At 69.5% G+C, this 23,632-nt stretch carries 18 protein-coding genes; 7 read left to right on the top strand and 11 right to left on the bottom strand.

From position 1 onward, the window contains the following. Positions 1 to 3 precede the first annotated feature (3 nt). A complete protein-coding gene (locus tag VGO20_RS05030; protein WP_327501203.1) occupies positions 4 to 4,803 on the bottom strand; it encodes a DUF3320 domain-containing protein in 4,800 nt (1,599 codons plus the stop codon). Positions 4,804 to 5,284: 481 nt separating this feature from the next. Here VGO20_RS05030 and VGO20_RS05025 point away from each other — a divergent pair, with 481 nt between their 5' ends. Both VGO20_RS05025 and VGO20_RS05020 read left to right on the top strand, forming a co-directional pair. Beyond that, positions 5,285 to 6,130, top strand: coding sequence for an AraC family transcriptional regulator (locus tag VGO20_RS05025; protein ID WP_327501202.1), 846 nt, complete (start codon positions 5,285 to 5,287; stop codon positions 6,128 to 6,130). Positions 6,131 to 6,172: 42 nt separating this feature from the next. Further along, a complete protein-coding gene (locus tag VGO20_RS05020; RefSeq protein WP_327501201.1) occupies positions 6,173 to 6,580 on the top strand; it encodes a DUF2000 domain-containing protein in 408 nt (135 codons plus the stop codon). 27 nt (positions 6,581 to 6,607) lie between these two features. Here VGO20_RS05020 and VGO20_RS05015 read toward each other — a convergent pair whose 3' ends face one another. From VGO20_RS05015 to mutM, 10 genes are all read right to left on the bottom strand, one after another. After that, a complete protein-coding gene (locus VGO20_RS05015; RefSeq protein ID WP_327501200.1) occupies positions 6,608 to 7,051 on the bottom strand; it encodes an SRPBCC family protein in 444 nt (147 codons plus the stop codon). Positions 7,052 to 7,053: 2 nt separating this feature from the next. After that, entirely contained in the window at positions 7,054 to 7,551 is a 498-nt protein-coding gene (locus tag VGO20_RS05010) for a VOC family protein (RefSeq protein ID WP_327501199.1), read from the bottom strand. A 368-nt stretch (positions 7,552 to 7,919) separates the two neighbouring features. Then, positions 7,920 to 10,412 carry a DNA topoisomerase (ATP-hydrolyzing) subunit B gene (gyrB, locus tag VGO20_RS05005; protein ID WP_327501198.1) on the bottom strand — a complete coding sequence of 831 codons (2,493 nt, stop codon included), beginning with the start codon at positions 10,410 to 10,412 and terminating at the stop codon, positions 7,920 to 7,922. 94 nt (positions 10,413 to 10,506) lie between these two features. Next, positions 10,507 to 11,736: a DNA replication/repair protein RecF gene (gene recF, locus VGO20_RS05000; protein WP_327501197.1), complete on the bottom strand. Its 1,230-nt coding sequence runs from the start codon at positions 11,734 to 11,736 to the stop codon at positions 10,507 to 10,509. Between the two features lie 115 nt (positions 11,737 to 11,851). Then, positions 11,852 to 12,979 (bottom strand): DNA polymerase III subunit beta, encoded by a 1,128-nt coding sequence (gene dnaN, locus VGO20_RS04995; RefSeq protein WP_327501196.1) that lies wholly within the window; start codon positions 12,977 to 12,979, stop codon positions 11,852 to 11,854. A 139-nt stretch (positions 12,980 to 13,118) separates the two neighbouring features. Next, on the bottom strand, positions 13,119 to 14,519 hold the full coding sequence (gene dnaA, locus VGO20_RS04990; protein WP_327501195.1) for a chromosomal replication initiator protein DnaA: 1,401 nt from the start codon (positions 14,517 to 14,519) through the stop codon (positions 13,119 to 13,121). Positions 14,520 to 15,059: 540 nt separating this feature from the next. Beyond that, a complete protein-coding gene (gene rpsT, locus VGO20_RS04985) occupies positions 15,060 to 15,320 on the bottom strand; it encodes a 30S ribosomal protein S20 (RefSeq protein ID WP_327501194.1) in 261 nt (86 codons plus the stop codon). A 123-nt stretch (positions 15,321 to 15,443) separates the two neighbouring features. Then, positions 15,444 to 16,220 (bottom strand): enoyl-CoA hydratase, encoded by a 777-nt coding sequence (locus VGO20_RS04980; protein WP_327501193.1) that lies wholly within the window; start codon positions 16,218 to 16,220, stop codon positions 15,444 to 15,446. A 45-nt stretch (positions 16,221 to 16,265) separates the two neighbouring features. Then, positions 16,266 to 16,655, bottom strand: a complete 390-nt coding sequence (locus VGO20_RS04975; RefSeq protein WP_327501192.1) for a hypothetical protein — start codon at positions 16,653 to 16,655, stop codon at positions 16,266 to 16,268. 16 nt (positions 16,656 to 16,671) lie between these two features. After that, a complete protein-coding gene (mutM, locus tag VGO20_RS04970; RefSeq protein WP_327501191.1) occupies positions 16,672 to 17,511 on the bottom strand; it encodes a bifunctional DNA-formamidopyrimidine glycosylase/DNA-(apurinic or apyrimidinic site) lyase in 840 nt (279 codons plus the stop codon). A 113-nt stretch (positions 17,512 to 17,624) separates the two neighbouring features. On the opposite strand from mutM, the gene VGO20_RS04965 reads away from it, so the two are divergent. The 5 genes from VGO20_RS04965 to VGO20_RS04945 all read left to right on the top strand — a co-directional run bounded on the left by VGO20_RS04965 (position 17,625) and on the right by VGO20_RS04945 (position 23,604). Beyond that, the gene (locus VGO20_RS04965) at positions 17,625 to 18,404 is read left to right on the top strand and encodes a class I SAM-dependent methyltransferase (RefSeq protein ID WP_327501190.1); all 780 of its coding nucleotides are present in this window, start codon (positions 17,625 to 17,627) and stop codon (positions 18,402 to 18,404) included. A 15-nt stretch (positions 18,405 to 18,419) separates the two neighbouring features. Further along, on the top strand, positions 18,420 to 19,994 hold the full coding sequence (gene ubiB, locus VGO20_RS04960; protein ID WP_327501189.1) for a 2-polyprenylphenol 6-hydroxylase: 1,575 nt from the start codon (positions 18,420 to 18,422) through the stop codon (positions 19,992 to 19,994). 183 nt (positions 19,995 to 20,177) lie between these two features. Then, positions 20,178 to 21,743, top strand: coding sequence for a sensor histidine kinase (locus VGO20_RS04955; protein ID WP_327501188.1), 1,566 nt, complete (start codon positions 20,178 to 20,180; stop codon positions 21,741 to 21,743). 65 nt (positions 21,744 to 21,808) lie between these two features. Continuing rightward, positions 21,809 to 23,035, top strand: coding sequence for a bifunctional phosphopantothenoylcysteine decarboxylase/phosphopantothenate--cysteine ligase CoaBC (gene coaBC, locus VGO20_RS04950; RefSeq protein ID WP_327501187.1), 1,227 nt, complete (start codon positions 21,809 to 21,811; stop codon positions 23,033 to 23,035). A 113-nt stretch (positions 23,036 to 23,148) separates the two neighbouring features. After that, positions 23,149 to 23,604, top strand: a complete 456-nt coding sequence (locus tag VGO20_RS04945) for an RrF2 family transcriptional regulator (protein WP_327501186.1) — start codon at positions 23,149 to 23,151, stop codon at positions 23,602 to 23,604. The last annotated feature ends 28 nt before the right edge of the window (positions 23,605 to 23,632 follow it).

The raw sequence follows: 23,632 nt of genomic DNA, 5'->3' as shown, positions 1-23,632 counted from the left end.
GTTTCATGCCGTGGCGTCAGTCCTTGCGGTCAACAGGTCCCCCTGAGCGACTAGCATTCCGTCTCTCACCGCCGCCTCCACGGCAGTACCGAGCACCTGCCGCAGTTGGGCGCTGGTGGCCTTGAAGCCGAACAGGCGCGAGACGCCCATGACGACCTCCTCATGAGTCGCTCCCAGGTTCGCCGTCACGAAGGTGAGCGCAGCCGCCTTGATCTCTGCCGGGGGCAGCATCTCGGGCTTCCGGAGCCCGGCCGAGGAAACTTCGCAGCGATCACGAGCGACGGGATTGGTGCCCGGCATGCTGAGGAATCCTTGGTCGCCGACGATGACACCCGCATTGCACGCCGCCTGCACACCACGTTCCACAGCCGCCTGGATGCGGCTCCCGGCCCTCTGCAGCCCCCACAAGGTTCTAAGCCGCGCGACCACCTCGTCGCCATGCACCGGCCCTTCGACCTCGACGACCTGCCTCACGAGGTCCGCCATCAGTCCGGCAGGGACCTCATGCAACTGGATGTGGGCCGGGACGGCGAAAGCCGCCTCCCGATAGGCCGAACTGACCGATGGAGGCGCGACGACCTGAAGCCCAACTTCGGTGACGTCCTCACGGTCTACAGTGACCACCTCAAGCGGCACTGCCCGCGAGTGGCTTTGGGCTTTGCCATCCACGGACACGAGTTCGGCCTTCGCCGCCTCGATCGCGGCAATCGTCTTCCTCAACTGCTCCTGGGGACGGTTGAACCAGTCCGTGCTCCAGATCCGGTGGATAGTCCATCCGTGGTCCTCGAGCACCGCTTGGCGCAGGCGATCGCGGTCCCGGGCGGATCGGGAACTGTGGTACGCGGCACCGTCACACTCCACGCCGATTATGTACCGGCCCGGCCGGTCGTAGTCGGCGACGGCGAGGTCGATGAAGAACCCGGCCAAGCCGACCTGCGGGTGGACGTCGTAGCCATGCGATCGCAGCGCCGCAGCAACCTGCTCCTCGAACACGCTGTCGTATTCCCGGTCAGTGCGGTTGCCGATGCCCAGCTTGCCGGTGCGGGCGAAGTGCAGGAAGAGCTTGAATGCTGCGACGCCCTTGCCCCTCCCGCGCTCCAGGTCGATGTCCTCGTCCGTAATCGAGGCGAAGATCTCGCAGCGGCGCTTGGCCCGGCTGATGAGCACGTTCAGGCGGCGCTCGCCGCCTTCGCTGCTCAGCGGCCCAAAGCGCATGGCCATGTAGCCCTGGGGGTTCTTGCCGTATCCCACGGAGATGAAGATCACGTCGCGCTCGTCGCCTTGCACGTTCTCCAGGTTCTTGGTGAAGAACGGTTCGGCGGGATGCGCGGTGAAGAAGCCCTCCACGTCGGGGTTCAGGCGTCGCAGGCGCTCGAGTTCGTCGACGATCGCCCGGCGCTGCTTGCTCGAGAAGGTTGCGACACCCAGCGACAGGTCCGGGTGCTCCCGGGCGTGCCGGATGACGGCCTCGGCGACCGCCTTCGCCTCCTCGGCATTGGTCGCCGTGTTTCCGCTGTCGAACGTGCCGTGCGGCAGGTAGTTGAACCGCAACCCCATCCCGGCCTGCTGAGTGTAGGGGCTGGGGACGATGTAGAGCCGGTTGTCGTAGAACTCGCTGTTGGATACTGCGATCAACGACTGGTGGCGGCTCCTGTAGTGCCAGCGCAGCATGCGCTGCGGCAATCCCTTGGAGACGCAAAGCCCGAGGACGCTCTCCACGTCGGCGACACCCGCGGCACCATCTTCATCTTCTTCTTCGGTTCCGGCGATGACCTTGTCGAAGAAGCGGGTCGGCGGGAGCTGCCGGTCGTCGCCGACCACCACGGCCTGCTTGCAACGCGCGATCGCGCCGAGGGCGTCGACAGGCTGGATCTGGCTGGCCTCGTCGATGACGAGCAGGTCGAACTCAACGGCGCCCGGCTCGAGGAACTGAGCGACCGAGAGCGGGCTCATCAGAAAGACGGGCTTGATCGCCTGGATTGCGGCGCCCGCCCGCTTCATTAGCTGTCGGATCGGCATGTGGCCGCGCCTGCGGGCGATCTCGCCCTTCAGCACGCCGAGCGGCCCGGCTCCGCCGTCCTGCCGGGGCATGCGTCCATGATGCGCCGCGGCCACTTCCAAGCGCGCCAGGCGGATGCGGTCCTTGTCCAGCCTGCCGAACTCCTGGACGAGGCGGGTCTGCCCGTCGCCGTCGAAGCGCGCGATCCCGGGATCCTCCCTTACCATCGCCGAGAGGAGCGCCTCGTAGTAGGCCATCTCGAACTCGGGCACGACCGTCCGCGAGTCGAGGCTGGCGTCCGCGAGCCGGTCCACGAAGGCATCAAGCCCGGCGGCACGAGCCTGTTCGGCCTTGGCCGAGTAGGCGATCCACTTGGTGAGATCCTCGGACCGCTCGATCCACAGGTCGAGGCGGGCCAGCACGGCGTTCGGGTCGAGGCCGACCAATTCGCCGGAGCCGAACGCTGCGAGCATGTCGAGCTTCAGGTCGGAGAACAGGCGCCCGAGTGTATCCTCGATGCCCGGCCTCGCGTCCGCGAGGCGTTGCGCAAGCGACCCGACGCCGCTCCGGTCACCGATGGTCGCGGCCAACCGCCGAATCTCCTCCGACATTCTTTCGTCGCCGTTCCCCCGGGTCCAGTCGAGGGCACGGCGAAGCAACGGCCAGTCGGACTTCTCCCGACGCCAGCGCGAGCCGAACACCTCCCGGCCAAGGGCCTCGTTGCGGACGAGTTCGGCGGACGCCTTCTGCGCGGCGATCAGCCTGTCCAGGAGCCGTAGCCGCTCCTCAATCGTCTTGGGAGGCTTTCCTGCGAGAATCGACCGGAACAGCGCATCCGCACGTTTGTAGTCGCCCTTCAGCCATCGCAGCCAACCCGCGCCGTAGGTCGCGATGTGCTGCCTCGCCAGCTTCACGTCCGTGTCCCAGGCGGCGTCCGAGAGGACCTGCGAGAGTTCCCGGCGGGCCTCGCCGTACAGCTCCCCGGCCTTCAAAAGGTCTGCGACCTCGTCCGTTTGGGTGCTCCAGCATTTGGACGCCAATGCTTCCGGCTCCAGGTCCGGCGCGTCCGCAACCCGTGCCGCCAGCCTCGCCAGCCGCTCCGCTCCAGCGAAGGTCGCCTCGCTCTCGACACCGAGCGCAGACTGCAACGTGCCATGGTCGGCAAGGAAGTTCGAGACGCGGTCGCGGAGCTCGGTGACGCGGGTGACGAGACGCTGGAGCTCGGTCGGCAGGACCGAGGGAAGTCCGACGCCACGCCAGGGATGGCGCGAGGGCGTGCCGATATCGTCGATGCGTCCGGCAAGCTCCTTGAGCTGGAGCTCGCGTTCCGCCTTGTCGTGCCTCGCCCAGAGCTCCGGCTCTTCTAGAGCCGTCGTGGCTGGCTCGTGCCCGGCTTGGCGCAGCCGGACCAGATGCCCGATAGCGTGATAAGGGCTGAGGTCGGAGGGCTGGTGCCGCTTGTGGAGGCGCGCCGCATGGGCGTTTAGGCTGTCCCGGTACTGACCAAGCTGGCGGATCAGGGCGCCGTCCGCCGACCCGTTGGGCCTGCCCAGGTCCCAGGTACGCCGGAGTTCCTCGAGCACCGAGCGCTTGTTGGCCTTGTTGCTGTGAAGTTCGAGGCAGATGTCACCGACGCCGCTCTGGTCCAATCGGCGCTTCACCACCTCCAGGGCAGCCATCTTCTCGGCGACGAACAGCACCTTCTTCCCGTCCACCACCGCGGACGCGATGATGTTCGCGATGGTCTGCGATTTGCCCGTTCCGGGTGGTCCCTGAATGATCAGGTGGCGCCCGCGGCGGACCTCATGGACAGCGGCCGTCTGCGAACTGTCGGCATCGACGATGTGGACCAACGCCTCGGGGCCGACGTGCGGGTCGATCGGGTCGTCGTCCCCGAACAGCGGCTCGCAGCCCGGGAATCCGTCGCCCAGCAGGGCCGAGACCACCGGATGGTTTGCGAGGCCCGCTCCTTGTGGCCAGGTGGCCGGGTCCAGGTCGCGGTACATCAGGAACTTGGCGAACGAGAAGAACCCGAGGACGATGTCGTCCCTGAGCACCTCCCAGCGAGGCTGGCCGGCGACGGCCTTCTCGACACGGGAGAAGTATTCTTCGGGGTCGAACGCCTCCTGGTCGCCCTCCATGAACGCGGGCAGTTCAAGGCCGAACTGGCGCCTCAGCAAAGCGGCCAGCGAGAGGTTGGCCGAGGGGTCCTCCTGGAGCCAGCGGAGGCGGAACCGCTCCGCGGCAGTCCCGCGCTCGAGCGCGACGGGCACGAGAATGAGCGGGGCGAACCTCTCGATGTCCGAGTTGGCGTCCTCGAACCATTTCAACATCCCCATGGCCAGGAAGAGGATATTGACGCCCTGCTCCTCCTGGAGGGTCTTCGCGTCGAGGTGCAGCGTGAGGAGCCGCTTCTGAAGCCCCTCGGAGGTCAGCCTCGTCTGGAGCCTCGTGTCGCTGTGGCGTTGCGCGACTCCGCGTTCGTCGACCTCATCGTCTTCTGGCTGGGCGAGTTCCGAAATCTCGTGTTCCGCGTCGGCACTGTCGGGCTCCTGCCCGGTCTCACCAGATGCCTTCCGTCCGGGCGCGAAGGTCAGCGCCCGCCCTTCGGCGACGAGAAGCCGGTAAATCTCGGCGGTCAACTCGTCGACAGCTTCCACTGTCTTCGTCGTCTTCGACCGCCGGGGAACATGGATCAGACGGTTGCGCGTGGACAGGTCGAGCAGTTCCATCCGCGCACGGTTCAGCTTCCCAGCGAGCGAGGTCGGTCCGTCGGGCACAGTCAGTTCGGCGGTGTCAGGCATGGGCTCGTCTTCTCGCAATTCCGGGCGGCCCATCGCGCACGAATATGGCCAATACCGAAGGTACGTCGCAGTTTACAGGTACTACAGCAGACCTAAACCGTTTGTGTCAATTAAACGAAAATTAACACCGATCGCAGCGGGGCGTGCGTCACGTCATCGCCTGTCTTGATACGTCGCGGCATTGACGCTTGGCTTGTGAGACTCCATGCGAGGCGTCGGCTTTCTGGATGATGTGGCACTCAGACAGAAGCGAACCGGGTGGGACGGCGGATCGTATCCTTACGCGCACTCGGCCTCGACGTCGTCAGGTAGCGCACGTGCCCAACGGCAATCGATTCGGCCTGGAGCCCACCTTGGCTGCGCATCCCGTCTCGATCACCAGGCCCGGCGTCTCGATCGGGAGCGCAGCCCGGGATGGGCCTTCCCGACCGGTTCCGGCCTGGGTACGCTGGTGTGGACGCAACCGACCGGGATTGGGAACATGGCACGCGGCGAGCCCAGCGCGAGGGACTGGCTGTCGTTCCGCCGCGACCCGGAAACCGGCATCGAGAGCATCCGTGCGCACTCCACCGGGCACGCCTACGATCCCCACGACCACGACGACTTCCTGGTCGGGATCACGGAACGGGGCGTCCAGGAGTTCCAGTGCCGTGGCCACGTCCACATCAGTACGCCCGGTCGGGTGATCCTGATCGAGCCGGGGGAGCCCCATGACGGGAACAGCCCCTCGGAGGCGGGCTTCACCTACGCCATGCTCTACCTGCCGCGGAACCTGCTGGCGGCCCGCTCGGACGAGCTCAGGGAACTCGGCGGGCCGACGGCCCCGCTCGGTTTCCGCCACACTCTGGCGGACGACTCCCGGCTGGCGGAGGCGGTCCGGTCCGCCTTCCTGGCCCTGCACGGGGGCGAGGGCAGGCTCGCCCGGGACCTCGGCATACAGGGGCTGGCGGAACGCCTGCGGGGACACGTGCTCCCCGGGCGGACGGGGCGGGGAAAGGTGGACGCCGTCGCCGCAAGGGCGCGCGACGTTCTCCATGCCCATTTTCCGGAGGATATCGGCCTGGAGGAACTGGCCTCGCTCTCGGGGGTCGATCGGTTCCGCCTCAACCGCGTCTTCGGAGCTGCGTTTGGCGTTTCTCCCCACGCCTACCTCGTGCGCCTGAGGCTGAAGGCTGCCCGCCGCCTCCTGGCAAAGGGGGAAACGCCCGCCGCCGTCGCGGCCGAGGTCGGGTTCGCCGACCAGAGCCACCTGGGCCGATGGTTCCGGCGCGCATACGGGATGACGCCCGCCGCCTATCGCTCGGGCCGCACGAACGTTCCAGACTGAGCCTCCGTCCTCGGCCAACATGGCGCGGAAGGAGACCGCACCATGTTCGGCACCAAGGTAGCCCTGATCATCCGCTCCGGCCTCCCGGTCTGGCAGAAGCTCAACGTCGCGGCGTTCCTCGCCACCGGGGTGGCGGCCGCTGCGCCCGAGGCGCTCGGCGAGCCCTATGTCGACCAGGGCGGCCGGGTCTACGGCCGCATGCTGGGCCAGCCCGTGCTGGTGTTCGCCGCGGACAAGGCCGGCCTCCAGGCGGCTCACGGCGAGGCGTTGGCACGCGGCCTCGCGGTCGTCCCGTACGTGGCGGCGATGTTCTCCACCGGCCACGACGCCGCCAACCGGGCGGCTTTCGCGGCCGAGGACCCGACCGACCTCGACCTCGTGGGCCTGGCGCTGCGCGGCGCCAGGAAAGCCGTGGACAAGGCCACCAAGGGCCTGTCTCTACACGCCTGACACAGTCGGATGAGAGTGGGCCGACGGTTAATTGCGTATTTCGGGCTCGACGAGTTTAGCGAGCTTGCGCAGCGACTCCTGCCAGCCGAGATAACAGGCCTCGACGGGGATCAGATCGGGCACGTTCTCCTGAACCACCGTCATCTCCGTTCCGACCGAAACGGCCGTCAGCGTGACGGTCACCTTCATCTCGCCCGGAAGGTTCGGATCATCGAATACATCGCTGTAGACGAGCGTCTCGCCGGGCACGAGTTTCAGATAGGTGCCGCCGAAGGAATGGATTTGCCCGGTCGTGAAGTTCCGGAAGGACATTCTGTGCTTGCCGCCTTCCTTCGCCTCGAGCTCATGGACCGTACAGGTGAAACCGAAGGGCGGAAGCCAGCTCGCAACCGCGTCAGGTTCCAGAAAGGCGCGGTAGACCTTTTCAGGCCTGGTGGCGAAGACCCGGTGCAGTTTGACGGTGTTGGGCATGGTCATTTCCCTCGGCCGGGTCGGCCTGCTACCGCCGCTTCCAGCGCCGCGATATCGATCTTCGTCATGGTCATCATCACCTCCATCGCACGCCTGGCCTTCTCGCGGTCGGGATCGGTCGTCAGATCCATCAGCCGCTTCGGCGTGATCTGCCAAGAGAAGCCCCAGCGGTCCCTGCACCAGCCGCAGGCGCTTTCGCTGCCGCCGTTTCCGACAATGGCATTCCAATAGCGGTCGGTTTCTTCCTGGTCTTCAGTCAGCACCATGAAGCTGACGGATTCGTTCGCCTTGAAATTAGGGCCGCCGTTCAGGCCCAGGAACGACTGGCCGAGCACGGTGAACTCGACGGTCAGCTCGTTGCCTTCCCGGCCGCCGGGATAATCGGCCGCGGCCGCGTTCACCCGGCCGACATGGCTGTCGGGAAAGGTGGCGGCGTAGAACTCCGCCGCCTTGCGTGCTTCGCCGTGGTCGAACCACAGGCAGCTCACGAGTTCGGTCATGTCTGTCTCCTCGCTAGGCTCGGGCCGACGACGTCAGGACAGCGACGGCGACCAACGCAGCCATGGTTGCAGCGGTGGCGAATTCGCTGCTTCGTATCCCGAGGACGAACGAGTGGCGCGCCTCCCGACAACCGACCCATATTTTTTGGGCGACGGGTCCGCGGCCCGAATCCGTCATTGGACTGCGCCGGACCGCGGTCGTTCGAGCTGCATCGCAACGACATCGGTCGTGCGTTCGCCATGGCGCCCCGCGGACGCAAGAACCTCGAATTCCGGGAATGCGGCCATCGGAACATGCGAACGGGCCCGACCGGGCCCGTTCGCGTTCCATGCGTCAAGATTCGTAGATTGTGGGTCCGTTCACACCCTCACACGTCCAGATTCGCGACCTTCAGCGCGTTGTCCTGGATGAACTCGCGCCGCGGCTCGACGACGTCGCCCATCAGGGTGGAGAACACCTCCTCGGCTTCGTCGGCGTGGTTGACGCGCACCTGGAGGAGCGAGCGCTTGGTCGGGTCGAGCGTCGTCTCCCAGAGCTGGTCCGGGTTCATCTCGCCCAGGCCCTTGTAGCGCTGGATCGAGGCGCCGTGGCGGCCGTGCTCCAGCACCGCCTCCAGCAGCGCGGTCGGGCCGGTCACGAGGCGCAGCTCCTTCTCCTTCAGCAGCAGCCTCGCATGGGTCCCGAAACGGGTGCGGAACGCGTCGGGCAGGGCCGCCAGGCGCCGCGCCTCGGCGCTGTTCAGCAGGTCGGTGTCGAGCATGTAGCGGTGGGTCACGCCGCGCCGGGTGCGGAACAGGTAGATCGCGTCCGGCGTCGCCTCGCCGGTCCAGCCGCCCGAGGTCCCGTCCGCGTTCGGCAGCCGGTTCAGGCGCGCCGCCACGGCACTCGCCGCACCCGAGGCGCGCAGCTCGTCCGCCAGCAGGTCGGCGCCGAGAGCGCTGGCGATCGCCGCCTGCTCGACCACGGCCTGGCCGCCGATCTTGCGGGCCAGCGTCTCGATCGGGCCGCGCACGGCGCGCGCCTGCTCGACCAGAACCCTCAGCTCCTCGCCGGACGCCGTGCCGCCGTCCTCCGACGCCAGCACCACGTCCTCGATGCCCTCGCCGATCAGGTAGTCCTCGAGCTGGCGGTCGTCCTTCAGGTACCGCTCCTTCTGGTTGCCGCGCTTGATGCGGTACAGCGGCGGCTGGGCGATGTAGAGATAGCCCTTCTCGATCACCTCCGGCATCTGCCGGTAGAAGAAGGTCAGCAGGAGCGTGCGGATGTGGCTGCCGTCCACGTCCGCGTCGGTCATGATGATGATCTTGTGGTAGCGGGTCTTGGCGACATCGAACTCCTCGCGCCCGATGCCGGTGCCCAGCGCCGCGATCAGGGTACCGATCTCGGCCGAGGACAGCATCTTGTCGAAGCGCGCCCGCTCCACGTTCAGGATCTTGCCGCGCAGCGGCAGGATCGCCTGGTACTGGCGCGAGCGCCCCTGCTTGGCCGAGCCGCCCGCCGAATCGCCCTCGACGATGAACAGTTCGGAGAGCGCCGGGTCGCGCTCCTGGCAGTCCGCGAGCTTGCCCGGCAGCGAGGACACCTCCAGCACCCCCTTGCGGCGCGTCAGCTCGCGCGCCTTGCGCGCCGCCTCGCGCGCGGCGGCCGCCTCGACCACCTTGCCGACGATCTTCTTCGCGTCGTTGGGATGCTCCCCGAACCAGTTCTGCAGCGCCTCCGCGACCACGCTCTCGACCACCGGCCGCACCTCCGAGGAGACCAGCTTCTCCTTGGTCTGGCTGGAGAACTTGGGATCGGGCACCTTGACCGAGACGATGCAGGTCAGCCCCTCGCGCGCGTCGTCGCCGGCGAGCTGCACCTTCTCGCGCTTGGCGATGCCGCTCTCGGCGGCGTAGCCGTTGATGGTCCGGGTCAGCGCCGCGCGGAAGCCGGCCAGATGCGTGCCGCCGTCCTTCTGCGGGATGTTGTTGGTGAAGCAGAGCGTCGTCTCGTGGTAGCTGTCCGTCCACTCCAGCGCCACCTCGACCGTGACGTCGGTGCCGAGCTCGCTGGTGCGGGTCGCCGACAGCGTCACCGTCTTGTGCAGCGCCTGCTTGGAGCGGTCGAGATAGGCGACGAAAGCCTGCAGCCCGCCCTCGTAATGCAGCTCCACCGTCTTGTGCTCGACCCCGCGGGCGTCGATCAGCACCAGCAGCACGCCCGAGTTCAGGAAGGCGAGCTCGCGCAGCCGGTGCTCCAGGGTCGCGAAGTCGAACTCGGTCTTCGTGAAGATCGTCGGCGAGGGCCGGAAGTTCACCTCCGTGCCCGAGCGCGGCTTGCCGTCCACCACCGGCGCCGGCCCGACATCGGTCAGCGGGCCGACCCGCTCGCCCATGCGGAACTCCATCTCCCACTGCCGCCCCTGGCGCCAGATCCGCAGCCGCAGCACGTCCGACAGCGCGTTCACCACCGACACGCCGACGCCGTGCAGGCCGCCCGACACCTTGTAGGAGTTCTGGTTGAACTTGCCGCCGGCATGGAGCTGCGTCATCACGACCTCGGCCGCCGACACGCCCTCCTCGGAATGGATCTCGGTCGGGATGCCGCGGCCGTTGTCGCGCACCGTGACCGAGCCGTCGGCGTTCAGCACGACCTCGACCCGGTCGCAATAGCCCGCCAGCGCCTCGTCGATGGCGTTGTCCACCACCTCGTAGACCATGTGGTGCAGGCCCGAGCCGTCGTCGGTGTCGCCGATATACATGCCCGGTCGCTTGCGCACGGCGTCCAGGCCGCGCAGCACCGTGATCGAATGGGCGCCGTACTCCTCGGGATTACCGGGAATCGGGCCGTCGGTGGTGGGGTTCAGAGCTTCCTGTGCCATCGGTCCATACTAACAGAAAAACCTCGGGGAATCGGTGATTTCAGTGTCCGGGCGCGGCCAAGCCGCCGGCCCCGGGCCGCCTCATCGGGCCGCCTCATCGGGCCGGTGTCACGCTCGCGTCCTCCACGCCGAAGGCGCCGACCCGGTCGCCCAGCTCGGCGAACACTCCGGCGTCGGTGCCGGTCATCCAGGCCTGAGCCCCGAGACCCAGGATCTCCGCGAACAGGGCCGAGCGGCGCTCGGCGTCCAGATGGGCGGCCACCTCGTCGAGCAGCATCACCGGTGCCGCCCCGCGCGCCGCCGCGACCAGCCGCGCGTTCGCGAGCACGATCGAGACCAGGAGCGCCTTCTGCTCGCCGGTCGAGCACAGCCCCGCCGGCATGCCCTTGGCGCGGTGGCGCACCACGAGGTCGCTGCGGTGCGGCCCGACCGAGGTGCTGCCGGTCAGCGCGTCGCGCCGCCGCTCCTCGGCCAGCCGGCCGCGCAGCCCGTCCTCCACCGCCAGCGCCGGGCTGCCGGCCAGCCAGTCCTCGACCGCCCCCGCGACCGCCAGCTCGGCCTGCGGGAACGGCCCCAGGCCCTGGTCGGCCGCGGCCTGCAGCCGCGCCACCACGTCGCGCCGCGCCGCCGCGACCGCGACGCCGGTGGTCGCCATCTCGTTCTCGATCGCCGACAGCCACGCATCCTCGGCCCGGCCGCCGGACCTGGCACCGGACCGGGCGTCGCGCAGCAGCCGCGCGCGCTCGCGCAGCGCCGTCTCGTAGCGGTTCAGCCGGCCGGCATGCGCGGGGTCGAAGCCGAAGACCAGCCGGTCCAGGAACCGCCGCCGGCCGCCCGTCCCCTCGACGAACAGCCGGTCCATCTGCGGCGTCAGCCAGACCACGGCGAAATGCTCGGCCAGCGCCATCTGGCCGCGCACCGGCTGCCCGTCGATGCGCACCTGGCGCCGCTCGGCGGCCTCGGCCGACGCGCCGTCGCGCCCGGTCCCGATGTCGACCGGCCCGAGCGGCGTCTCCACCCGGGCGGCCACCGCCCAGCCGGCCACCTCCCCCGCCGCACCGGCAGGCGCCCCGGCCGCCTCCCCGGCAGGCGTCGCAACGATCGTCTCGACCTCGGACAGACGCGCGCGCCTCAGCCCCCGGCCGGGAGCGAGGAAGCTGACCGCCTCCAGCAGGTTGGTCTTGCCGGCCCCGTTCGGCCCGGTGAGGACGACCGGCCGCGGGTCCAGCTCCATGCGCAGCCCCTCGTAGCCGCGGAAGCGGCTCAAGGTCAGGCGCAGCACGGCGAGCCGCCCGGGGGCGGCCTCCTGCCTGGCCTCGGTCATCCTTGCTGCGGTGGGCGCTTGCAACGGCGATCGGTCTCCGGCCCCGCCGCCGGACGGCATGCCGGTCCGGGCGGGGTCATGGGCGGGACGAGGCGCGCGCCGTCGGGCGCGGGCCTCAGACCCGCATGGGCATCAGCACGTAGAGGGCAGCTCCGTCGGCGACGTCGCGGACCACGGTCGGGGACGCGGCGTCGGCCATCGTGAAGCGGGCGACCTCGCCCTCGATCTGCTGCGTGATGTCCAGTAGATAGCGAGAGTTGAAACCGATTTCGAGGGGCGAAGAGGAATAGGAGACCTCCAGTTCCTCGGTGGCGCTGCCGGCTTCCGGGCTGGTCGCCGAGAGCACGAGCGAGCCTTGGCCGAGGCTCAGCTTCACCGCCCGGCTCTTCTCGGTCGAGATCGTCGCGACGCGGTCGACCGCGCTCGCGAAGACGCGGGCCGCGACCTCCATGACCTTGTCGTTGCCGGTCGGGATCACGCGCTCGTAGTCCGGGAAGGTGCCGTCGATCAGCTTCGAGGTCACGACGATGCTGTCGAAGCCGAACCGGACCTTGGTCTCCGACAGGCTGACCTCGATCCGGTCGGCGGCCTCGTCGATCAGCTTGCGGATCTCGGCGACGGTCTTGCGCGGCACGATCACGCCGGGAATGCCCTCCGCCCCGTCGGGCAGCGGCATCTCGACCCGGGCCAGGCGGTGGCCGTCGGTCGCGACCGCGCGCAGCACCGCCACGTCCGCCTCGCCGGACTGGCCGCGCGCGGAATGGAGATAGATGCCGTTCAGGTAGTAGCGCGTCTCCTCGGTCGAGATCGCGAAGCGCGTGCGGTCGACCAGGGTGCGCAGGTCGCCGGCCTGCAGCGTGAAGCAGTGCGCCATCTCCCCGCCGGACATCTGGGGGAAGTCCTCGATCGGCAGGCAGCCCAGCTTGAAGTTGGAGCGGCCGGAACGCAGCGTCAGCACGTTGCCGTCGCCGCAGTCCAGCTCGATCTGGGAGCCGTCCGGCAGCTTGCGCACGATGTCGTAGAGCGTATGCGCCGGCGCGGTCGTCGATCCCGGCCGCAGCACCTCCGCCGGGACCGACTCGACGATCTCCAGGTCCATGTCGGTCGCGGTCAGCGCCAGCTCCCCGTCGCCCGCGCGCAGCAGCACGTTGGAGAGGATCGGTATCGTGTTCCGCCGTTCCACCACGCTCTGCACGTGTCCGAGAGACCGGAGGAGCGCTGCGCGTTCGATCGTGATCTTCATGGTGTCCGGGCGGCTGGGGTTCTGGCAGGGACCCGTCGCGCCGCGCGGCCGGCAGGCCGTCCCGGCGAAACGGGCGCCGAATATACCACAAACGCCGCTATTTCGAAGGAAATCGTCGTCGCCGGCCGCGACGCCGGGATCAACCCTCCAGCATGCGGCGCAGCAGCTCCACGTCCTCGGAGAAGCTCGCGTCGGTCGAGACCAGCTCCTCGACCTTGCGCACCGCGTGCATCACGGTCGTGTGGTCGCGCCCGCCGAACTTGCGCCCGATCTCGGGCAGCGAGCGCTGGGTCAGCTGCTTGGCGAGGTACATCGCCACCTGGCGCGGCCGCGCCACCGCGCGGGCCCGGCGCGCCGAGCTCATGTCGGACAGGCGGATGTTGTAGTGCTCGGCCACGCGCTTCTGGATCTCGTCGATCGTGACCCGGCGGTCGTTGGCGCGCAGCAGGTCGTGCAGCACCTCCTGGGTCGATTCGAGCGTGATCGCCCGGCCCACCAGCTCGGAATGGGCGACGATGCGGTTCAGCGCGCCCTCCAGCTCGCGCACGTTGGAGGTGATCTTGTGGGCCAGGAACTCCAGCACCTTCGCCGGCATCTGGGCCCGCATCCCCTCCGCCTTGGCCTGGAGGATGCCCAGGCGCAGCTCGTAGGTGGTGGGGTGGATGTCGGCCACCAGCCCCCAGCCCAGGCGCGAGCGCAGCCGCTCCTCCATGCCCTCGAGGTCCGAGGGCGACTTGTCGGCCGAGATCACGACCTGGCGGTTCTGGTCCACCAGCGCGTTGAAGGTGTGGAAGAACTCCTCCTGGGTGCTGTCCTTGCCGCTGATGAACTGGACGTCGTCGATCATCAGCACGTCGACCGAGCGGAACTGCTCCTTGAAGGCCATGGTGTCCTTGAAGCGCAGCGCCCGGATGAACTGGTACATGAACTTCTCGGCCGAGAGGTACAGCACGCGCCGATTCGGGTCGCGCTTGCGGATCGCCCAGGCGACCGCATGCATCAGGTGGGTCTTGCCGAGGCCGACCCCGCCATAGAGGAACAGCGGGTTGAAGGTGACGGAGCTCGCCTCGGCGACCCGCCGCGCCGCCGCGTGGGCGAGCTCGTTCGGCTTGCCGACGACGAAATTCTCGAAGGTGAAGCGCGGGTCGAGATGGGCGAACTGGTCGTCGCGCTCGGGCAGCGCCAGGGGCGTCGCCCGGTCGGGATCGCTGTCCGATTCGACCGGCACCGGCACCGGCGGCAACCCGTCGTCGTCATTGGCCGAGGAGCCGATCTCGACCCGCTGGGGCGCCACCATGATCTCGACGGACTGGACGTGCGGGTTCTCGCCGACCCACAGCGCGCGGATGCGGTCGGCGTAGTGGGTCAGCACCCAGTCGCGCATGAACCGGGTCGGGACCGCGATGCGCAGCTCCGAGCCGCGCAGCTCGGTGACGCAGAGCGGCTTGAGCCAGCGGCCGAACGCCGTCTCGCCCACCTCGTCGCGAAGGCGACCGCGAACGCGCGCCCACTGCTGATCCAACGAACCGCTCACCGACATGCCTCATACGCTCCCGCCCACGCCGCGCCCATCCCACGGACACGGCGGCACGGCACCGTCGCCCACGGTGCCGCACAGCCCCCTACGAAACAGCGACCGCCCCATTTTCGCCGGCCGGCCCGCGGACGTTCCCGCAGACCAGGAAACCCGGACGAAGAGACGACATTGCCCTCCCCAGTAGCGGGCACGCGCCCGCCACAGGATACATCAAATGCTTTTTATGTAATTTGGGACGATCCGATGGGTGAAAAGTTCGCTTTTCTTCCCTGGACAATCCATTAGAGCGTTCCCGGATTTGCGTTTCAACCGACGGCCGCCTGTTGTTCTGCGAACGGCGTCGCGGCGGCGCACGCAACGAGCAACTCTAGACTCGTGACGAAAAGCTGACAATGGGGCCGAACCGCGAACGGAGCAAAAAGCAAAATTCGTTCGAAGCGGTGGGCACGGACGGCATCCGACCCGAACGGGGCCGGCCCGAACGGCACCGGCAACGAAAAGGGCCGCGCCCCGAAGGGCGCGGCCCCGTTCCCGGTCGTCCGGTCAGAGCGACTTGATGCGGTGCGACAGGCGCGACAGCTTGCGCGACACGGTATTCTTGTGCAGCACGCCCTTGGTCACGCCGCGCATCATCTCCGGCTGGGCGAGACGGAGCGCTTCGTTGGCGGCGGCCTTGTCGCCGGACTGGATCGCGACTTCGACCTTCTTCACGAAGGTGCGGACGCGGCTGACCCGGGCACGATTGATCTCGGTGCGCCGCTCGGTCTGGCGGATACGTTTCTCTGCGGACTTGTGGTTGGCCATGACAAAACCTTCTGCGGACACACCCTGTGCCGAATGCGAGCGCGCCTTATATCCGCGCCGCATCGGAAGAGTCAAGTGGGACGGTCGGGCAGGACCGCCGGGCAGAAACGCCGGGCGGACCTGTCAGCGATGCTTGAACCGGGGCTGGCGCTTCTCGACGAAGGCGGCCATGCCCTCCTTCTGGTCCTCGGTCGCGAAGGTGGAGTGGAACAGGCGCCGCTCGAAGCGCATCCCCTCTTCCATCGAGGTCTCGTAGGCCCGGTTCACCGCCTCCTTGGTCATCATCGCGGCCGGCAGCGACATCGACGCGATGCGCTCGGCGACCTTCATCGCCTCGTCCAGCAGGTCGGCGGCGGGGATGATGCGGCTGACCAGTCCGGCGCGCTCGGCCTCCTCGGCATCCATCATGCGGCCGGTCAGGCACATCTCCATCGCCTTGGACTTGCCGACGAAGCGGGTCAGCCTCTGGGTCCCGCCCGAGCCGGGGATGGTGCCGATCGTGATCTCGGGCTGGCCGAACTTCGCGGTGTCGGCGGCCAGGATGAAGTCGCACATCATCGCCAGCTCGCAGCCGCCGCCGAGCGCGTAGCCCGCCACGGCCGCGATCACGGGCTTGCGGCACTGGGCGACGCGCTGCCACTTCTTGGTGATGAAGTCGCCGAGATAGACGTCCATGTAGCCCTGGCTCGCCATCTCCTTGATGTCCGCGCCGGCCGCGAACGCCTTCTCGCTGCCGGTCAGCACGAGGCAGCCGATCTCGGGGTCGGCCTCGAACGCGTCGACCGCCTGGCCGAGCTCCGTCACCAGCTTGTCGGACAGCGCGTTCAGCGCCTTGGGGCGGTTCAGCGTGATCAGGCCGACGCGCCCGCGGGTCTCGACCAGGATGTTCTCGTAGGCCATCGCTCACAGTCTCCGTTCGGGGCGACCCCGCAGGATGCGCGGGGTCTATTGGGGGTTGAGGATGAAGCGGACGGTCACCGGCCCCCGGTCCGGGGGCCGGCGCTCCGGCCGACCGACGAATTCGAGCGCCAGGACCTCTCCGTCCCGCGCGTAGCGGTCGGGCCCGGCCGGCCGCCAGCCGAGCTGGGGCAGCGTGCGGGCGTAGAAACCCCGCACCTCCGCCGGGGCCATGTCCCCGCGCGCCACGGCCTGGACGATCCTGCCGTCGGGCTTGTCGAACAGGACCACCTGCCCGGTCACGGGGACCAGCCCCTCCATCAGCGGCAGGTCGCCGATGCCGACGACGAAGCCGGGCCCGGCGGCGCCGGCCCCGGGGGAGGCTGCCCACAGCAGCCCGGCGACGAGCGCCGGAAACAGGACGGGGACCCGGATCATGGCCACTGCTACTACCTCAGCCCTGGCGCCGCGGACAATAAAAAGTCGATCGATTGCTCTGGATGATGCGCTGGACGCCGCCGGTCCGCGCCACGTCGCAGGTGCAGCCCGGGCAGGGCTCGCCCTCGCGGTCGTAGACGGCGAAGCGGTGCTGGAAGTAGCCGAGCTCGCCTGACGCCTGGACGTAGTCGCGCAAGGTGGAGCCGCCGGCCTCGATCGCCTCGGCCAGCACGTCGCGGATCGCCGCCACCAGCCGCTCGGCGTCGCGCCCGGTCACCGAGGCGGCCGGGCGCAACGGGCCGATCCCGGCCCGGAACAGGGCCTCGCAGGCATAGATGTTGCCGATCCCAGCGACCACGGTCTGGTCCAGCAGCGCCGCCTTGATCGGCGTCCGGCGCCCGGCCAGCCGCTCGACCAGCACGCCGGCGCCGAAGGCGTTGCCGAGCGGCTCGGGCCCGAGTGCGGCCAGCAGCGGGTGGAGGTCGAGCGCGTCGGCGTCGGCCAGCGCCATCAGCCCGAATCGGCGCGCGTCGTTGAACCGCACCTCGGTCCCGTCCTCGACCTTGACGATGACGTGGTCGTGGCGGCCCGGCGGGCCGAGGTCGCGGCCGACCGTCATGCGCCCCGACATGCCGAGATGGCACAGCAGCGCGGTCCCGTCGTCGAGGCGCACGACGATGTACTTCGCGCGCCGGCCGACCGCCTCGACCCGGCGCCCGGCCAGCCGCTCGGGCAGGTCGGGCGGCAGCGGGACGCGCAGGTCCGGCCGGCGCATCTCGACCGACACGAGCCGGCGCCCCTCGAGGCTGGAGGCGAGGCCGCGGCAGACCGTTTCGACTTCGGGGAGTTCGGGCATGCGCCCATGTATAGCCGGACTCCGCCGGCCGGCCAATCGGCAAGGCCTCGCCCCGCCCCGCCGGCCCGGCTGCGATCTGGCACCCCGCGCGGCGAGCCTGTATGGTGCGCGCCATGGCAGAGAACCTCCCGCCCGACACCGATCCGCCCGCCGCCTCCGAGGCCCACTGGTTCGGCTTCCGCCCCGTCGACCCCGAGGGCAAGGCGCCGCTGGTGCGCCAGGTGTTCGACAACGTGGCGCCGAGCTACGACCTGATGAACGACCTGATGTCGGCGGGCGTGCACCGGCTGTGGAAGTCGACGCTGGTCGACCTGGTGGCGCCGAGGCCGGGCATGGTCCTGCTCGACGTCGCGGGCGGCACCGGCGACGTGGCCCTGCGCTTCCTGGAGCGCGCGCCCTCGGCCTTCGTCCACGTCGTCGACATCAACGAGCAGATGATCCGCGTCGGCCGCGACCGCGCGATCGACCGCGGCGTGCTGGAGAACGTCGACTGGGCCGTCGGCGACGCCGAGCGCCTGCCGGTCGCGAACCGGTCGGTCGACGCCTACACGATCGCCTTCGGCCTGCGCAACGTCACCCGCATCGACGCCGCCATCGCCGAGGCGCACCGGGTGCTCCGCCCGGGCGGCCGGTTCTTCGTCCTGGAATTCTCCCGCGTCGTGGTGCCGCTGCTGGCCGGGATCTACGAGCGCTACTCCTTCTCGGTCCTGCCGCGCCTGGGCCAACTGGTGGCGGGGGACCGCCAGTCCTACCAGTACCTGGTCGAGAGCATCCGCCGCTTCCCCGACCAGGAAGCGCTCGCCGGCAGGATCCGCGCGGCCGGCTTCGGCCAGGTCCGCTACCGCAACCTGACCGGCGGGATCGCGGCGATCCATTCCGGCTGGCGCCTCTGACGGCACCGGGCGACGATGTTCCGCACGATTCGCAACCTCGCCCGCCTGGCGGTGATCCTGCGCACGCTGGGCCGCTACGACGCGCTGTTCGCGGACGAGCTGCGCGACGTGGCGCCCGGCTACGCGCTGCTGACCGCCCCGATCCGCCGGCGCGACGTCCCCGGCCGGCCGGGCGAGCGGCTGGCGGCGGCGCTGACCGAGCTCGGCCCCAGCTTCATCAAGCTCGGCCAGATCCTGTCGACGCGCTCCGACCTCGTCGGCGAGCAGGTGGCGGCCGACCTCGCGCGGCTGCAGGACAAGCTGCCGCCCTTCCCCGCCGCCCAGGCGCGCCGCATCGTCGAGGAGGAGTTCGGCCGCCCGGTCGACGAGCTGTTCGCGTCCTTCGACGACCGGCCGGTCGCCGCCGCCTCGATCGCGCAGGTCCATTTCGCGGTCCTGCCGCCCGTCCCCGGCGCCCCGGAGGACGATCCCCCGCCGCGCGAGGTCGCGGTCAAGATCCTGCGGCCGGGCATCGAGCGCGCGTTCCAGCGCGACCTGGACCTGTTCCGCTGGCTGTCCGGGCTCGCGCTCTGGATCCAGCCGCGCCTCAAGCGGCTGCGGCCGAACGAGGTCGTCGACATCTTCGCCGACACGGTGAGGATGGAGATGGACCTGCGCATGGAGGCCGCCGCCGCGTCCGAGCTGTCGCAGAACTTCCGCGACGACCCGACCTTCGGCGTGCCCGGCATCGACTGGGACCGGACCAGCCAGCGGGTGCTGACGCTGGAGCGCGTGCGGGGCATCAAGGTCGACGAGGTGGACGGCATCCGCGCCGCCGGCTTCGATCCCGACGAGGTGCTGGCGAAGGCCTCGGCCGCCTTCTTCAACCAGGTGTTCCGCGACGGCTTCTTCCACGCCGACCTGCATCCCGGCAACCTGTTCGTCGATACCGAGGGCAACGTCGTCGCGGTCGATTTCGGCATCATGGGCCGGCTCGACCGGGCGACGCGCACCTATCTCGCGGACATGCTGCTGGGCTTCCTCAACGGCGACTACCGGCGGGTCGCGGTCGTCCATTTCCAGGCCGGCTACGTGCCGGCGCACCAGTCGCTGGAAACCTTCACCCAGGCCTGCCGCGCGATCGGCGAGCCGCTGCTCAACAAGCCGCTGCACGACATCTCGATCGGCCGGCTGCTGGCCCAGCTGTTCGCGGTGACGGAGCAGTTCGAGATGGAGACGCAGCCCCAGCTCCTCCTGCTGCAAAAAAGCATGCTGACCGCCGAGGGGGTCGGGCGCGCGCTCAACCCCGACATCAACATGTGGGAGCTGGTCCGGCCGCTGATCGAGGCCTGGATGCGCGAGAACCGGGGTCCGGAGGCGCGGCTGGCCGACGATTTGGAGACGTTCCTGCGGGTCGTGCGCGACCTGCCGTCGGCCCTGCGCCATGCCGAGCGGCTGACCCGCATGCTGACCGAGGCCGGGCTGAAGGCGCATCCCGAGACCTTGAACGAGCTGCTGAACCGCTACGGCGCGAAGCGCCAGCGCATGGTCTGGCCGGTATGGATCGCGACCGCGGTGTTCGCGGCGCTGCTGGCGGCGCTGCTGACCTGAGGACGGACGGGCGGCCGGAGAATCCATCCGCGAAGCCGGCGCAAGTCCGTGCTATGAGGATGGAGCAGAGCGAAAGGGAGGGCCCCCGGGTTCCGGACGCCCCCGAGTGAGCGGATCAGAGCTTGGGAGCGGCCGTTGAGCGCAGTTGACCCCGGGAAGGAGCCCACGCCGGAAGCACGGCCGGTGAGCCGCGCGACCGTCTCGGCGTTCGCCCTGATCGGCCTGCTCCTGGCGCTCGTGCTGCTGCTGGCGGGCGTTTCCGTCTGGCAGGCCCAGCGCGACGCGCGGCGCGCCGTCGAGGGAAGGGCGGTCAGCGCGGCCTATACCGCCTCGACGCATGTCCGCTGGCTCGTCGAAGCCAATCTCCAGGCGCTGCGGCGGGTGGCAGAGTCCATGGCCGGCAGGCCGGACCTCTTCGCCGCCTCCACCGTGAAGGACCTCAACGAGGCCGTCGCGGCGCTGCCGGGCGCGGTCCCCATCTGGGTGTTCGACGCCGACGGCGATTCGATGCTCAGCAACGAGGCGGCCGGCATACAGGCGAACGTCGCGCAGCGCGACTACTTCCAGGCGCTGAAGGCGGGCGCGGAATGGCACATCGGGCCGCTGCTGACCGGCCGCGTCACCGGCCGCAAGGTGTTCCCGATCGGCTACAGAATCGAGAGGGAGGGGCGGTTCCTCGGCGCGGTCGTCGTCTACGTGCCCGCCGACCTCATGGCGCAGTTCTGGGCCTCGATGGACCTCGGCCCGGGCTCCACGGTCGGCCTGCTCCGCGACGACGGGTGGCTCGTGACGCGCTACCCGATCCCGGAGCGGACGCTCAACCTGGCCGACTACGTCCTGTTCACCCGGTACCTTCCGGCCGCCCCGGAAGGCTTCTACGAGGCCGCGGCCTCTCCGGCGGACGGGGTGAGCCGGATCGTCGGATACCGCCGCGTCGAGGGCCTGCCCCTGGTGACCGTCGTCGGCGTGCCCGCCAGCAGCCTGGCCGACAACCTGTTCCGCCGCACGAACGAAATCGCGCTCGTGGCGGCGCCGGTCGGGCTCGCCCTGCTGCTGGTGTCGCTGTGGGTGGTGCGGCTGCTGCACCGGGAGGAGCAGGCGCGCCACGCGCTCGCCGGCGCCCTCGAAGATAACCGGACCCTGTTCCGGGAGATCCACCACCGCGTGAAGAACAACCTGCAGACCGTCGCGGCCCTCGTCCGGCTGCAGCCCGGGCCGGCCGAGCCGAAGCAGGAGCTGATGCGCCGAATCACGGCGATGGCGGCCATGCACGAGCATGTCTACCGCTCCGACCGCTTCGACCGGCTCGACGCGTCCGACTACGTCCGCACGCTGGTCGAGGCCCTGCGCGGCGCCTACGGCTCCGAGGTCGAGGTCTCGTGCGCGCTCTCTCCCGTGATGGTCAGCCCCGACCAGGCGCTGCCGCTGGGCCTCATCGTCAACGAGGTGGTCTCGAACGCGTTCAAGCATGCGTTTCCCGACGGCCGCGCCGGCCTGATCGAGGTGAGCCTCCGGAACGAGACGGCGGAGGCGGATCGGGCGGTCCTGCGGGTCCGGGACGACGGCATAGGCCATTCCCCGGAATGGACGAGCGGGATGGGCAGCCGCCTCATCCGCGCGCTGGCGCAGCAGATCGGCGGGCGCCACGAGTTCCGGAACGACGGCGGCACGGTGTTCGTGCTGGCCTTCCCGCTCGACCCGCCGTCGAGAGGCGGTGCCGAAAACCGCACCGGGCCGGGAGGGGCCTGACAGCGGCCGCGCGACATGCGATAGATGGACCCGGGACCCACGCCGAACCGACAGGGACCGATCCCGTGAGCGACCTCGCACTTCTCGACGGCAAGCGCATCCTGCTGATCATCTCGGGCGGGATCGCGGCCTACAAGAGCCTGGAGCTGATCCGCCGGCTGAAGGAGCGCGGCTGCCGGGTGCGCTGCGTCCTGACCGCGGGCGGCAGCAAGTTCGTGACGCCGCTGTCGGTATCGGCGCTCTCCGAGGAGAAGGTGTTCACCGACCTGTGGTCGCTGACCGACGAGGCGGAGATGGGGCATATCCGCCTCTCGCGCGAGGCCGACCTCGTCGTCGTGGCGCCGGCCAGCGCCGACATCCTCGCGAAGATGGCGGCCGGCCTCGCCGACGACCTCGCGACGACGGCGCTGCTCGCCACCGACAAGGCGGTCCTGGTAGCACCTGCGATGAACGTGATGATGTGGGTCCATCCCGCGACCCGCGCCAACGTCACGACCCTGGAGGCGCGCGGGGTGCGCCGGGTCGGCCCGGACAGCGGGGACATGGCCTGCGGGGAGGTCGGCGCCGGCCGCATGAGCGAGCCGATGGCGATCGTCGCCGCGATCGCCGCGTTCTTCGCGGAGCAGGCGCCGCCGCGCCCGCTGGCCGGGCTGCACGCGCTGGTGACGAGCGGCCCCACCCACGAGCCGATCGACCCCGTGCGCTACATCGCCAACCGCAGCTCGGGCAAGCAGGGCCATGCCGTCGCGGCGGCGCTGGCCCGCCTGGGCGCCCGGGTAACGCTGGTCTCCGGCCCGACGCACGAGCCCGACCCCGCCGGTGCGGCGGTGCTGCGGGTCGAGACGGCGCGCGAGATGCTGGCGGCCTGCGAGGCGGCGCTGCCGGCCGACGTCGCGGTCTGCGCCGCCGCGGTCGCCGACTGGCGGTTCGAGGCGGCCGGCCAGAAGCTGAAGAAGGAGGGCGGCGGCCCGCCCCGCCTCGTCCTGGCCGAGAACCCCGACATCCTGGCGACCCTGTCGCGGCCCGGGCCGGTGCGCCCGCGCCTCGTGGTCGGCTTCGCCGCCGAGACCGAGCGCGTCCTCGAGCATGCCGGCGCCAAGCTGCGGCGAAAGGGCTGCGACTGGATCCTCGCCAACGACGTGTCGCCGGGCAGCGGCGTCTTCGGCGGCGACAGCAACGCCGTGCACCTGCTGACCCGGGACGGGAACGACGTCGAATCCTGGCCGAGGGCCGGCAAGGACGAGGTGGCGGCCAGGCTCGCCGAGCGGATCGCGCTGCATTTCACGACCTGAGGCTGGGCGGCGCTGTAGAAATCGGCAGTACGGGACTGGGAAATAGGATCTATCGCCCCCATTTCCCCCGGCATAAGATGTGAATTCACCGGAAACCGGCCGATACGACACCGATGCTGCGTGTTTCTAAGAAGCTGATGTTTGCCATCGAAGCCGTGCTGGACATCGCCTACAACTCCGGCAGCGAGCCGGTGCAGAGCGGCGAGATCACGCGCAGGCAGGGCATCCCCAAGCGCTACCTGGAGCAGGTGCTCCAGCAACTCGTGCGCGAAGGCATCCTCTCGGGCGTGCGGGGGCCGCGCGGCGGCTACCGCCTCGCCCGCGAGCGCCGCCGCATCAGCGTCGGCGAGATCGTCCGCGTCGTGCGCAGCATGGAGACGGCGTCCGACCCGTTCGAGGAGCCGACCGGCTCCGTGCTCGGCCACAAGGTCGTCCGGCCGATGTGGATGGAGCTGCAGGAGGAGTGCATGGCCAGGCTCGACCGGACCACGATCGAGGACCTGTGCCTCCAGGCGAACCGCGCCGGGATCGAGAGCGAGTCCCAGGCGCGGATCGATTTCACGATCTGAACACCGACCACCAGACGCTTCGATGGAG

Source organism: Arenibaculum sp., assembly GCF_035998295.1.
Classification (GTDB): domain Bacteria; phylum Pseudomonadota; class Alphaproteobacteria; order Azospirillales; family Azospirillaceae; genus DASYHS01.
The sequence above is the reverse complement of the archived record's forward strand: the minus strand, read 5'-3'. Positions and strand labels throughout refer to the sequence as shown.